The following is a 12,544-nucleotide window of genomic DNA, read 5'->3' on the forward strand; positions in this document are numbered from 1 at the left end:
GATGACGCCATTTAAATATTTGGCGTTCGTTCCGTAGAGAGCTGAATGAGGAGCAAACCGAGGCGGGCCGGGCAATATCGACGAAGACATCTGCCGGAAAGGTCGCTTGAAAACATTTATCCTCTGATTATAGACGCTTATGCACCCCAAAGCGTACCCGAGATTCGAGAAACTGCGTCTCCACGCCGCAGGTGGTCGATTGGGCAGAGAGAAAAGGCCCCATGCCAGCTTGCCTGGCATGAAGCCAAGATTTGAAATTAGTCTGCTAAAAGAGTTCCGTTTCCGGGCTTGCCCCGGCGGGCTCACAGCTGGCAGCTACTCTCTTGTGCGATCGAAACGCGGTTCTCCGCCAGGTCCGAATCGCCTAGGCGATTCGGACCTGGCGGAGAAGGATCGAGTGGGGGGAGGCATTGAGTAGAAAAACGCATCCAGTTCGGATTGCCGCTTTCAGCGGCAATCCGAACTGGATGCGGAAACCGGGGGGCAACCACCTCTAATTTCAAATCTTGCGTTCCTGTCGGGTAAACCGACGAGGGGACGTGGCGTTCGGAGAACCTCGTAAATCGCACGTGCTAGCGGAAAGGTACCGAACGCCACGGATCTGGCGGGGGGACGATGGACCGCTGCTCCGCTACGGCTGGGGTTTCCGCTGATTGATTCGTCGCCGCCCGTGTCGTTGGCAATGTGGAAGACGCTGGCGATGGAGAAGACGACGGCAAGCCGGCTGGATAACGGGGAACCAGATCTGCGGGCTGTGCAGCGATTTGCGGAGGGCTGTATCGCGCGGGAGCCTGCTGAGACGTGGCCAAACGCTGCTCTAGAACCGCAACTCGATCGGTCATGGCTCGATTCTGGACGGCCAAGCGATCGGCTCGATCTCGCTCGGTGCGATAATCGGTCAACAAACGCTCGGATTCCGCTTGGCACTCTTTGTACTTGCGATTTCCTAACAGTCCGCAACCCGTCGAACCAATACATAGCCCTGCCACCACAAGGATAGCGAGCTTACGGGTCGATTTTTGACGGGTCATTTCGGTTTGCCTCCATGCAAACGGCTCGGACTTCAATAGGTCACAAGTAGCTTTTAGGGACCTAGGCCGAACATGTCAATCAAAGCATCGGTCAGGGAGCTAACCGGCGAAGACATTTCTTGGTAACTCCACAGATTCCGCATCAAATCGGTGATCAACATCCCTCCTACGCTCATCAGAAGCAAAATCCCCAGCAAGGAGACAACGCTTAGCGTGGAGTACGGAACTTCGTAGGTTGGTCGAACCGCCACGGAGGAAGTCTGCGGTTCGGCATTGGGATCGACGCCAATTTCGTCAGCATCATCCTCAACGGCCATCGCATCGTCTTCGTAACCTTCGTCGGCGACAACTTCGTCGGCAAAAGGGTCTCCGCCATCGTCAATCGCAGCAAAACCTTCCCCAGAGAGATTCACTCCACTGCCAAAGGTCGCCGAATCTTCGACTTCGATCACTTGGGATCCGCTATCGTCATCCCCTTCGATATCGACGCCGGATGGGGAGAGCTGAAAGCCTTCGTCTTCTTGGAAATCGACCAACGATCCACTTCCCGATCCACTGCCACTGCCGCTACCGCTGCCACTTCCCGAACCTTCCAGTTCGGATCCTAGATCCAGTGCAGAGATACTGGATCCTGCCAGATCAAGAGGCTCACTTTCCAGCGACAATCCACTATCGGAAGGACTCATTAGATTGATTCCGCTGTCACCGGCGATCGAAATATCGCTGCCAGCACCGCCAAGAACCAAATCGTCATCGTCATCCGCGGAGATCACTAGGTCATCATCGTCATCGAGGGCATCATCAAAATCGAGCCCCGAACCACCCAGTCCGGAACCGCCACCGATATCGGAGCCTGCGGATCCAAGGACCGAAGGATCGCTATCCCCTTTGATCAGGCTGTCCGATGCGTCGCTTCCGCCGGTTCCCAGCAGATTCAATTCGGACAACGCGTCTTCATCATCCAGTTCAAAGGCATCGGAACCGCCGGCTGCCGAAGCAGCGGGTTCTTCAGCGAGCCCAAGTTCTAGGTCTTCGCCCAGCATATCCATGCTGCTGTCATGTTCTTCCATCGGATCGGCTTCCAGCGAGTAGTCGCTTTCCAGCTTTTTCCGGGTTTGTTTTTCTTTTGCTTCGGCCAAGTCCTGTCCGAGGCTGGGGTTGGTCGACCCTTCTTTGATGTCTTCAGCCAGGTCAATCATTCCGATCCCGCTGTCATCATCCGACTGCAGGGTCAATTCACCTGAGTCCGCGATTCGCAGTGCATCGGAGTCATCTTCATCCCCTGCGACGACTTTGACATCGCTTCCGCTGGAGACCAGATTGACGTCGCTTCCGCCGCTGCCGGGACTGGGTCGGCCTTCATCGCCAACGCCAACGCCGACGTCGCTTCCCGAGCCTTCGCCGGGGTTTTCATCGCCGCCGATAATGCTGCTTTTCCCGGACCGAATAGCCGATCCGACCTCCGATTCCGAGATCAGATCCGAAAGTCCCGCATCCAAATCACCCGATTCGATGTCCGCTGCGACGCGTTCAATTTCGGCTTCTGGGAATTTCCAGCTCGCTCCATCGCGAAAGCCTCGGATTTCTCCCTGGGAGCGGAGCTCGACCAGTTTTTCATGGGAGATTCCCAAACGCTTTGCGGCTTCATCGAGGGGCAGATAGTTCGTAGCCATGCCGGTGGCGACTCCAATTCGGAATAGACGAGTGCTGAGTCGTCGGGACGCCCTCTCTCATTTGGTCTCGCTCGCCGTTCAAATCATCCCCCTGCAATTCGCCTGAGTTCTTCAGGGAGTGGTGCAACGGTGTTGTACTGGACGGCAAAATCTTGGTTGAGAGGTCGTGACCCGGTTAAATGTATTTGTCCCGATCCATCCACATGATACACAGCCATCCATTGCTGCGTCGTATTTATCAAAGTAATTATCTGCCCACCATCCGCTGCCGGTCGTGTGAAGCCGATGCAATCACCGGCCGCAGCACTCCCTACCAACTTCGCTTCTTGCCCCATCATCGGCTGATTTCCATTGACAGGAGAACCGGCTGCCGGAGCCTGCTGACCAGGATTCGGCCCTGCATTCCCCGCATCAAAGGAGGACGTTCCTCCAAACGACTGAGGTGGTACCGCCGTTGCCGGCCCCTGCCCCGTTCCGGCTGACTGCCAACCTGGACTGAGCGAAAAGAGGACTCCCGCGACCAACAACCCCAGCCAACCTCGAGCTGATGATGACTTGTAAGCTTTGCTCATTCTAAAACCTAATCTGCGTGGTTCAACTAAAATACCTGAACTGCGCAGACAGTTTACCGGTTGTAGCTAGAAGAACCGTCGTAAACGGCCCCAAAAAGACTGCCTGCAGCGCGATCCTAGAGAATTTGGAACAAAATAAACAACCCCGAAACAGTGCAGGATTGCGGCTCTTCGCCAGCGCGTGGAATTTATAGGTGACGGTTTTGCAGCCGTTGGCGAGCCTACATGGGGCCGAGTGAACAGGTAGCCCGGAGGGCGGCAGATACTTGCCGGCGGCGCGAGCCGCCGGAGTGTGTATCGCGAAAAGGAAAGCCCAGCGGGCGACAGAACCACCCTTGTCTGGCGCCCGCTGAGGCTTTAAATCGCACGCACGGGAAGCGTGCGATCCGCCAGGGTTTCGTATCCGGGTTGAACCGATAAGGGGTTCTTTAACGATTAGGTAAAGTTTCCCGCAGGGCGGTGTCGATGAAGAAGATGAGCCAATTCATGGGCTCTATTTTCAGCCGCTTTCAACCCGCAGGTGACAGCCATCTCCTCTGCACAAACGTCCAGCCAAACGGGCCAACCCCATCCGTTGATGACGCTTGCCACCCGTTTATCGGGGGTCATCGCAGCCTGTCTGTTTTACGCGCTCGTTTACGCGGTCCCGTTTGCTCCGGCAGAACGGTACTTTTTAGGCCATCCGGTCGCGATTGCAGCCACTTTTCTATTCTGGATGGCTGCGGCTGTCCTGTTGGCGAAATGGTTTTCAATCCGCCGTGAGAATCGCTTGTCGGAACAGATTTCCGATGATGTGCTGGCGCCGTCATTGCCAAATAGCGATCTATCAAGTCATGCGCCCCTGAAATCTTCACAACGTGGCGATGTCCGCGCGATTTGTTCGGATTGGCTGAGTTCGCTGGAACAACTCCCTAGCAATGCACGCAACAGCCGCTTGGTTGTGCGTCTGCAAGAAATACTTCGTCGTCAAGTTCGTCGCGGCAACGCACGCCAACTGGCGGACGATCTTCGCGAAGTTTCCGGCCGCGATTCCGATGACGCTCACGATTCCCTTCAATTGGTCCGGATCATCGTCTGGGCAATTCCCATGCTTGGGTTTCTCGGGACCGTGATCGGGATCACTCAGACTTTGGGCGGGCTTGATTTCAGCGACGGAACCGCAGCAGTCGATCGCCTTAAGCTGGGGCTGTACGTCGCGTTTGATACGACGGCACTTGGCTTGGTCCTGTCGGTGGTCGCTATCTTCTTACAGTTCCCGGTTGAACAGGCTGAACAGCGGTTGATGTCGACCATCGATCGTCGCTCGGGCGAACTGCTGGCGATTCACCTTCCCGACCCATCGGCCGACGGAACCTCCGAGCAGATCACGGCCCTTTGCGAAGGGGTGCTGCAAGCCGTCCAACAATCGGTCGGCACCCAGGCAGAGGTCTGGCGGTCCACGATCGACGGAGCCCATCAGCACTGGCAAAGCGTGGTTGCTTCGACGGGCACCGAATTAAGCAATTCGATCGGGCAAGCGGTCGCCAACGGACTTGGTCCGGTTTTGGAAAACCATCTCACGGGACTGGATCGTCATGCGGAGAATCTAGAAAAGGTTCAGCAGCAGGGTGTGGAAGCGGTCGACAACCGCTGGCACCAATGGCAGTTGGCACTCAGCGACAACGCTCGAATCTTGTTATCCCATCAACAAACGCTGGTCCGCCAAGCAGAACTGCTTGCGGACAGTCAATCACGAGCCGCCGAACTGGTCGCTTTGCAGCAGTCGCTTGATCAGAACCTGCATTCGCTGGAAGAGGTCAATCAGCAAATTGATCAGTCGATGCAAGCGTCGGAGATGACCGACAAAATGGCGGATGCGGTTCGAATCCTCGCCAGGGCCGTTGATACCCTGACGATTCAAATGCCGACCCCAAGTTCGAACAGCGATCAATCGAACAAAGAACAAAGGCGGGCAGCATGAGCGGCCGTCGGCGCGCGACCCTCTCACCGACTTTATTCCCCTTCCTAGCCGTGCTAGTCTGCACGCTGGGGACGTTGATTCTGTTCTTGGCGTTGGTAGCCCAAAAGGCAGACGACACGGCACAGGAATCCGCGGACAAGTCTGAAGTGAATGAAGCCTTGGTGACCAAGATCCAAGATGCTCACTGGTCGCGAGATCGGTACGTCGCGATGCGGGAATCCCAAACGGAAGAGCTGCAAGAACAAACCAGTCAGCTGACCCACATCGAAGATCATCTCCGCCGCCTTCGCCAGCAACTGCACCAGTTGGAAAAAGAGAGCATGGCGGCGATCGATAACAATTTTGACATTTCCGCTGAAAACAAAAAGATCGAAGAACTAAAAACGGAAATCGCGGCGGAAAAAGAGCGCGTCAGCAAGCTTGCCGACGAAATTGGGAAACGACCGCCACGTGTGGTGATCGTTCCTCACCAAGGTCCCAACGGAACCGAGCAACGACCGATCTATGTGGAATGCACGGCGGAGGGATTGCGTCTCCAGCCGGAAGGATCTTTTATATCGCTGATGCAGCTAGAAGAAGCCCAGCGAATGGGCAATCCTTTGGATGCTGCGCTGCGAACGATTCGCTACCACTGGCAACAAATCGACCCTGAAGGGCCGACCCCTTATCCATTGTTGGTAGTCCGTCCTGACGGGATCGCCAGTTACTCAGCCGCTCGAATCGCGATGAGCAGCTGGGACGACCAATTTGGTTATGAATTGATTCCGGCAGAAATGGAATTGGCTTTTCCTCGCGGAGACGCCAGCTTGAAACAACGCGTCGACGTAGCGATTCGCGAGGCGGTCGCACGCCAACATGCAAACATGGCAAGCGCCTCGTACACACGAGCTCGCCTTTCGCAATCGGGGCGTCCGCCGCGTGTTCTTTCCGCTGCCGATTTGGCTCGCGGCGGGACTGGATCCGGTTCGGGTGCACGTTATTTCGCACGTCCCTCGACCGCTCCATCAGGCGGGCCTCCGGGAACAGGCATCGACAACAATGACATTCGCAATTTCGATTCCGCTTTGGCAGCCACCGCGGCAACGGCACCGGAAACCGGCCCCTTTGGAAACAACACGGGAAACAATGGCGCGGCCGCAGGCATAAACGGTTCGGCGATGGGCGCAGGCTCCAACCTGCCGGGCGGTTACTCCACAGGGTCGCCATCGCTCGGCGGGTCGTCGAATCCTGCAACGCTGGCGGGCGGCCCCCAAGGGGCAAATCCGGGGTCCCAGAACAGAGGATCTATCACCGAGAACCAATCATTGGGCTGGAGCGGACAACCAGGCGACCCTGGGGATGGGCAATCAGGTGATGCTCCCGACCGAAGGGCTACAGGGACCGGAGCGGTCGACGCAGACGGAGAATGGGATGGACAAAGTCTGGGGGCGTCGACCCCCGGGCAGAATGCTGTCGGTGGCACCGGCGGTTCCCAAAGAGGCTCCTCAGCATCGGGTTCCACGACCGCGCCGCCCCCCGGTGCGACCGCGGGCCAGGGATCGGCGACGGCAAAGAGCTCGACAGCGCAGGGTCCCCCGAGCAAACCGGGATCCAAAACGCAGCTGCAACGCGGAGGCAAGGACTGGGCATTACCCTCATCGGCAAGACAACCGGGAACCGAAATCGTTCGGGGATTAAGCGTGATCTGCAGCTCGGATGCATTTCTGCTGGTCTCGGATCAGAAGAACGGAACTCCGCAGCGATTTGGTTTTGAAGACGGATTTGTCGACCGAGCGGCGATGCAACTGGCGACCGCGGTCCATGATCGAGTGGACGGATGGGGTGTGGCGATTGCAGGCGGACGTTGGCAGCCGTTGCTGCGTGTCCAAGTTGAACCGAATGCTGAAACCCGTTTCCGGCAACTTCAAGTGCTACTGCAACGAAGTGGCTTGGAAATCGAAAAAAGGTAACCGCTGTGGCTGGAACTCGAAAACGTTCGAATATTGAATTAGGGCACGATGCGTTCCTTGATATCGTCGCTAACCTGGTCGGGATCCTGATCATTCTGGTGGTGATCTTGGGGACGCGGTCTCAGCAGGTAACGGAACAGTTGCAAGCGGAGTCCGAGGTCACCGAGTCGGACTTGGCTCAACTGGCGACCGCAACTTCGCGCGCCGAGGCAGCACGTTCGGCTTACTTTGCCCTGGAATCCGAACTGAAGCAAACGTCACTGGAGCTAAAAAGCCGCCAACTGGAACGGGACAACCTAAACGACCTGCTCTTAATCGCCAGCGAAAAATGGAAATCAGAGCAGGAGAAACTGGACCAAGAAAGCCGCAAAGCTTCCCAGTTGATCGCTGCACAAAGCCAACTTGAAACGGAACTGGAAAGCGTGCGAGGAACTCGCACGCAACTAGAAGCAAGCGAATCCCCCGTGGTTTCCCTGGAACACCTACCAACCCCGATGGCCAAAACGGTCTTTGGAGACGAAATCCATTTTCGCTTGAAAGACAATCGGTTGTCCGTCGTGCCACTTGACTCGCTGGTCGAAGCGATCAAACGCGACTTCACTCGCAGCATCAACGGCCAAGACGGGATCACCAATTCTCGAGTCGGTCCGATCCAAGGGTACATCGCTTCGTACGAAATGGAACGAGCCCGCAAGACGGTCTCGCAAGGGGGACGCGTGGGGATGGCAACTCAAATCCAGTTGGTCGGATTGACCGTCGAACCGATCGACGAACCGTATGGCCAGCCAATGGATAAAATCCTCGCCGGGCAATCGGTCCTGGATATCGAACTGGCCGGCCGCGTCGCATCACAGACCACGATCACCGTGTGGGTCTATCCCGACAGTTTTGCCTCGATGCGAAAGCTGAAAGAACTGCTCTACGAGCGAGGCTTCCCAACGGCCGCACGTCCACTGCCAATGGGACAGCCCATCTCGGGAAGCCCCAACGGAACAAGGTCCAGCGCCCAGTAGATCGCCGCTGACAAGAGTACCAGCCAATTCATGAAACGCAGAGAAACAGGGCGGCAACGTCCAACAAACACAATGCCGAAACGCATAGCACGTCTCCACGTCTCCACGTCTCCACGTCTCCACGTCTCCGTGTCTCCGTGTCTCCGTGTCTCCGTGTCAAACCACTCAATCGCTAATTAGCGGTCTCTTCATAAATCGGCAGATGCCGGTAGAAAACTTCTAGCGACAGCAGATTCATTGCGGTCAGATAAAGACGCCCGGCGTGGGGGCTCCAGCGATCGGGGACGTCTCCAAAGGGTTCCCAACTGCCCACCCGATCGCCTGCCTTGACCTGCGAATCGACCAAAGTTGGACTGAGTGCTTGATTCCATTTCTGCCAATGCTCGCCACCCATGTGGAACATAACCTGCGTTGCGTAGTACCAATAATAGGTATCGCGGCGAGGCACCTCGGGAGTGCCAATCGCGGGTGGCGACTGCGCCAAATAGTTGGCTCCGGAAACCATCGAGGGATGGTCACGCCGCCAGCCGCCGTACATCCGCATCAACATTCCAACCGCCGTCATCGTCCGCGTTGGCGTACGACCATGCCGCTGGGATGCATTCAAACCGGCATACGGGTTGTAGCGATAGCGGTCGGCTTGCCCCACACCTTGTTGAGCGGCCTGCAACCATTTTTCGATCCCTTCGTAGGTCTGGTCGGGAACTTGAAGCCCGGACAATTCGCCACTCTTAAGGGCCATCATCATCCATCCGCTGACACTGGTATCGCTGCTGTTGCGAGGCTGATAACGCCAACCGCCACGCGTCGGATGCTGGCTGTCGACAATGAAGTTAAGCGACTTCTGCGCGGGCAACATCAACTGGGGATCTTGAGTCATCCCGTAGGCCTCACAAAGTGCAAGCGACGCGATGGCGTGGCTGTACATCCAGACATTGCGGTTGCTTACGGAATCCTCGGGCCGAAAGAGATCCCCATCATCACGTTGGCTTTCCCTCAAGAAATTCAGTCCTTTAGCAACCGTCCCCGCATACTGATGTTTGCGATGCGTATACCCCGCTCCTTGAAACGCCAACAGGCATAACCCGGTCGCTGCGGTATCGCTGTGCAGCAAAATCTTTTCGCCTGGTTGCTGCAGCGACCAACTGCCATCTTTGTTCTGTAGTTTGGCAAGGTATTCCAACCCCAGTTCAATCGCCTCTTCCGTTTCGGGTCCGACCATTCCCGCAGGCGCTGGCGCTGCGGCACCACTGGTTCGCATCACACGGCGTTGGAACGATTCCACCGATGCGACTTGGCTACCGGCAGGTTTAATCGGGCCACCGACCTCGCGTCGCCGCATCGGTTCACGCCCCAGATCGATCGCGGCGGAATCAGGCAGGTCAGGATTCGCCCCCAAACCAACGCGTTCCGCCAAGCGGTCGCCCAGACCGGCGGGCCCCATGGGGGCTCGGATATCAAGTGGGTTCGGAGCTCCCGAGGCAGCAGCCGCCAATGCACTGGACGGCGAATCAAGTTCACGACGTGCCATTCCATTGCCAACGGCCATCTGCGGAGCGTCATCGGCCTGCCCTTGCTGAGCCGCATCTGCAGCCGCCGCGGCGATCGCACTCATGTTGGGCGGTCCAACGGGCAAGTTGGGCGAATTCGATCGACTGATCCGTGAGCGTCCAGCCGTTTGCGAAGCGACTCCACTGGAAACCTGCGGCATTCCAGACTGCGGCACCGGCTGGCCGATCGCTCCGGTAGCCGCTGCGGAGCGAGAATCGCTTTTCGACAACGCGGGTCCGGTCGCTCCGATCTCGGCAAGCGAGGGCATATTGGCAGCCGCCGACCGAGAAGTCGCGGAAGATTCAGGACTTAACTGACGGGTCGCTTCAGGCGAAAGCCGAGCAACTGAAACCGTGGGGACCGATGGAGCGGCACCGGCGGGAGGCGTCACCTTAGGCGTCCTAGCCTCACGCGGCCGCGGCTGCTCAGTGGCAGCCATCGCCAACTGAGGCATCGCGTCGGAATCTTTTCTTTGAACCTCCCGTTTGGGTGCCGTTGGCCGAGCCAAAGGTTCCGGTGTCGGCATTGTCAACGACGCCGCGGACGCCTGCGAACGGTTCACTCGCACATCCTGTCGCTGCTGAACGTTTTCAGAAACCTGCTTAGCGGGTGCCACTTCAGGCGCGTCAACGGTGATCTTCGGATCGGGAACCCGTTCGGCTTCGCGTCGCGCCAGTTTTCCTGGGTCACTCCGTGGCGACGGCATGCGTTCAGCCGCCTCCTGCCGTTCGATCATCTGCTTACGAAGTTCGTGTTCGGTCTTCGGTTGCTCGGTTGGCATCTCCAATTTGACCGAAGTTTTTTCCATCGGCGGAATCTCACGCGATTCCTCTGGCACGACGCGAGAGGCCGTTTGCACATCGACCGGCTTGGCCCAGTCGGGTTGTTTGGTGTTTTCGCTCTGCCGTTGGAAAAGATGTTCGGGGACCGTCTTTCGGACCGGGGATCGTTCTGGCTGGGTTCCAGTGAACGTATCGGGCCAGTACTGACTAAAGATCACGACGTTGACCGCCACGATCAGCAACAGCAGGTGCAGAAAGATGGCGACTAAGAAACCGATCTCGACCGACCGCTGGAACAGGCGACCGGTAATCTGCCGGAGCAAAAAAGCGGAGATAAAGAATAGGCAAGTAACAATCGCCACGTAGGTCCAGGCGTTGTACAACCACCGCGAATCGTCAAACCCTAAACGGGTCGCCGCGACGTAGATGACCAATCCCCCCAGCGCCATCAGGGCAACATCGATCGGCCACATCGCCTCCATTCGAGCGCGTGAATCCTGGGATGGATGATCCATTTAAGGCGTCCCCTCCGGTCCATCTTGAGTGGTCACCGAGTAATCGCTAACGCCGGTACGATTGCACAGGTCCATCACACTAACAACCGGCTGAAAGGGGACCTCTTTGTCGGCTCGAATCACCACCGATTGATTGGTCGGATTGTCGGCAACCGCACGCGTCAACAGCTCTTCCAACTCGGGCATTGCCATCCGTTTTCCGCCCACGTGCGTCTCCCCTTTGGCGTTGATATCGATGACAAACTCTTTCGTCTGCGTGGTCATCGGGCTAGCGCTGGTCGCACTGGGGAGGACGATGTCCAGCTTCCGTTCTTCTTCTTCGAATTCGCTGGTGACCAAAAAGAAAATCAACAACAGAAACACGACATCGATCAGCGGCGTGAGGCTGAGAGTCGATGCGGCACGCGATTTTTTTAACTCTAAAGCCATCGCGACTACCCCTGCTGTGCGGTGGTAGAGTCTTTCGCCGTACGTTTTCCATCGGCGGATCGATTACTTTTTTGTGTTCCGCCAGCGACGGGTGGAGGCGATACGTCACGGCGGATCGGGCTGATACCGGTCCGGGGATCGAACCGCATGCGTCCCGCAAACCGTTCGAAACCAGGAGCGACCGTAAACGTCAATTCTTCAATCCGATGGAACAGCCGAATCAGGCGGTTTTCCAAATACTGAGCCATAATCGCGGCGGGAATGGCGACGATCAAACCTGCCAAGGTCGTTACCAAGGCGGTATAGATTCCTTCCGACAATTGTTCGCTACGGCTGCGATCGACCGTCAACGTGGTCGATTCATGGAAGGCGACGATCATTCCCCAAACCGTTCCCAACAACCCCATCAACGGGGTCGCCGCGGCGGCCAGGTTCAGCCACCGAATCGGCCCCCCGAAATCGTCGGCTTTGCGCTGGGTTGCTTCGGTTGCAATCCGCTCGATCTCGCTAACCGGTTGCCCGGTCCGCTGGAGCATGGCGATCACAACATCAGCAGCGACGGATCGATTTTCTTGGCATGCTTTATAAGCCGCTTTCGGATCAAATTCGGTAACCGGATCGGCCAGTTGCTGCAAGCGTTTCACCAATCGACGCGGCACAACCCTTCCGCGACGCAGACTGATAAAGCGTTCCACCGAAAGGGTAACCACCAACATCGACATCACAGCGATCGGGATCATGAATTTCCCGCCGCTACCGATCAACGTCATCAAATCGATGCCGCTTGGTTTAGCATCCTGCTCCGCGCCGCCGGGAGGGACGTTATCAGCGGGATCGGGCAGAAGTAAATCTTCGATCGCCGATTCAGAAACAGGGACGTCTTGGCCCCATGCTTCCAATCCAACGCCGAACGGGCTTACCGCAAGCAGGGTCACCACGACGATAGCCGCCCAGGCAGATCCACGCCAAAGCGATGACGACGCGGATCCAGCACCTTGATCCGAGGGTTGAAAATTCAACGTCAAGAGAGGGCTCACTATTTAATGAAATGATCTAAACGGGAACGGAA

General features: G+C 57.1%; 9 protein-coding genes. 3 read left to right on the top strand and 6 right to left on the bottom strand.

Annotated elements, in window-relative coordinates; all coding sequences use genetic code 11:
• Window positions 1-572: 572 nt before the first annotated feature.
• From FF011L_RS23350 to FF011L_RS23360, 3 genes are all read right to left on the bottom strand, one after another.
• Window positions 573-1,031: a hypothetical protein gene (locus tag FF011L_RS23350; protein ID WP_145354359.1), complete on the bottom strand. Its 459-nt coding sequence runs from the start codon at window positions 1,029-1,031 to the stop codon at window positions 573-575.
• A 53-nt stretch (window positions 1,032-1,084) separates the two neighbouring features.
• On the bottom strand, window positions 1,085-2,704 hold the full coding sequence (locus FF011L_RS23355) for a helix-turn-helix domain-containing protein (RefSeq protein ID WP_145354360.1): 1,620 nt from the start codon (window positions 2,702-2,704) through the stop codon (window positions 1,085-1,087).
• A gap of 83 nt (window positions 2,705-2,787) precedes the next feature.
• On the bottom strand, window positions 2,788-3,276 hold the full coding sequence (locus tag FF011L_RS23360; protein WP_145354361.1) for a hypothetical protein: 489 nt from the start codon (window positions 3,274-3,276) through the stop codon (window positions 2,788-2,790).
• 520 nt (window positions 3,277-3,796) lie between these two features.
• On the opposite strand from FF011L_RS23360, the gene FF011L_RS23365 reads away from it, so the two are divergent.
• Genes FF011L_RS23365 through FF011L_RS23375 form a run of 3 tightly spaced genes read left to right on the top strand, consistent with a single transcriptional unit; the run spans window position 3,797 to window position 8,198 of the window.
• Window positions 3,797-5,236 (top strand): MotA/TolQ/ExbB proton channel family protein, encoded by a 1,440-nt coding sequence (locus FF011L_RS23365; protein ID WP_218932838.1) that lies wholly within the window; start codon window positions 3,797-3,799, stop codon window positions 5,234-5,236.
• Window positions 5,237-5,286: 50 nt separating this feature from the next.
• The gene (locus FF011L_RS23370) at window positions 5,287-7,185 is read left to right on the top strand and encodes a hypothetical protein (RefSeq protein WP_218932839.1); all 1,899 of its coding nucleotides are present in this window, start codon (window positions 5,287-5,289) and stop codon (window positions 7,183-7,185) included.
• Between the two features lie 5 nt (window positions 7,186-7,190).
• On the top strand, window positions 7,191-8,198 hold the full coding sequence (locus FF011L_RS23375) for a hypothetical protein (RefSeq protein WP_145354364.1): 1,008 nt from the start codon (window positions 7,191-7,193) through the stop codon (window positions 8,196-8,198).
• A 172-nt stretch (window positions 8,199-8,370) separates the two neighbouring features.
• On the opposite strand, the gene FF011L_RS23380 is transcribed toward FF011L_RS23375, so the two are convergent.
• The 3 genes from FF011L_RS23380 to FF011L_RS23390 are packed head-to-tail and all read right to left on the bottom strand — an operon-like array spanning window position 8,371 to window position 12,500.
• The gene (locus tag FF011L_RS23380) at window positions 8,371-11,046 is read right to left on the bottom strand and encodes a prenyltransferase/squalene oxidase repeat-containing protein (RefSeq protein WP_246109589.1); all 2,676 of its coding nucleotides are present in this window, start codon (window positions 11,044-11,046) and stop codon (window positions 8,371-8,373) included.
• Window positions 11,047-11,475, bottom strand: a complete 429-nt coding sequence (locus tag FF011L_RS23385; RefSeq protein ID WP_145354365.1) for an ExbD/TolR family protein — start codon at window positions 11,473-11,475, stop codon at window positions 11,047-11,049. It lies immediately after the preceding gene.
• A gap of 5 nt (window positions 11,476-11,480) precedes the next feature.
• On the bottom strand, window positions 11,481-12,500 hold the full coding sequence (locus tag FF011L_RS23390; protein ID WP_246109590.1) for a MotA/TolQ/ExbB proton channel family protein: 1,020 nt from the start codon (window positions 12,498-12,500) through the stop codon (window positions 11,481-11,483).
• Window positions 12,501-12,544: the final 44 nt, after the last annotated feature.

The sequence above is a fragment of the Roseimaritima multifibrata genome, assembly GCF_007741495.1.
Taxonomy (GTDB): domain Bacteria; phylum Planctomycetota; class Planctomycetia; order Pirellulales; family Pirellulaceae; genus Roseimaritima; species Roseimaritima multifibrata.

Coding starts and splice junctions, on each gene's coding strand:
- FF011L_RS23355 (WP_145354360.1), bottom strand. CDS start 2,704: ATGGCTACGAACTATCTGCCCCTCGATGAAGCCGCAAAGCGTTTGGGA.
- FF011L_RS23385 (WP_145354365.1), bottom strand. CDS start 11,475: ATGGCTTTAGAGTTAAAAAAATCGCGTGCCGCATCGACTCTCAGCCTC.
- FF011L_RS23350 (WP_145354359.1), bottom strand. CDS start 1,031: ATGACCCGTCAAAAATCGACCCGTAAGCTCGCTATCCTTGTGGTGGCA.
- FF011L_RS23360 (WP_145354361.1), bottom strand. CDS start 3,276: ATGAGCAAAGCTTACAAGTCATCATCAGCTCGAGGTTGGCTGGGGTTG.
- FF011L_RS23380 (WP_246109589.1), bottom strand. CDS start 11,046: ATGGATCATCCATCCCAGGATTCACGCGCTCGAATGGAGGCGATGTGG.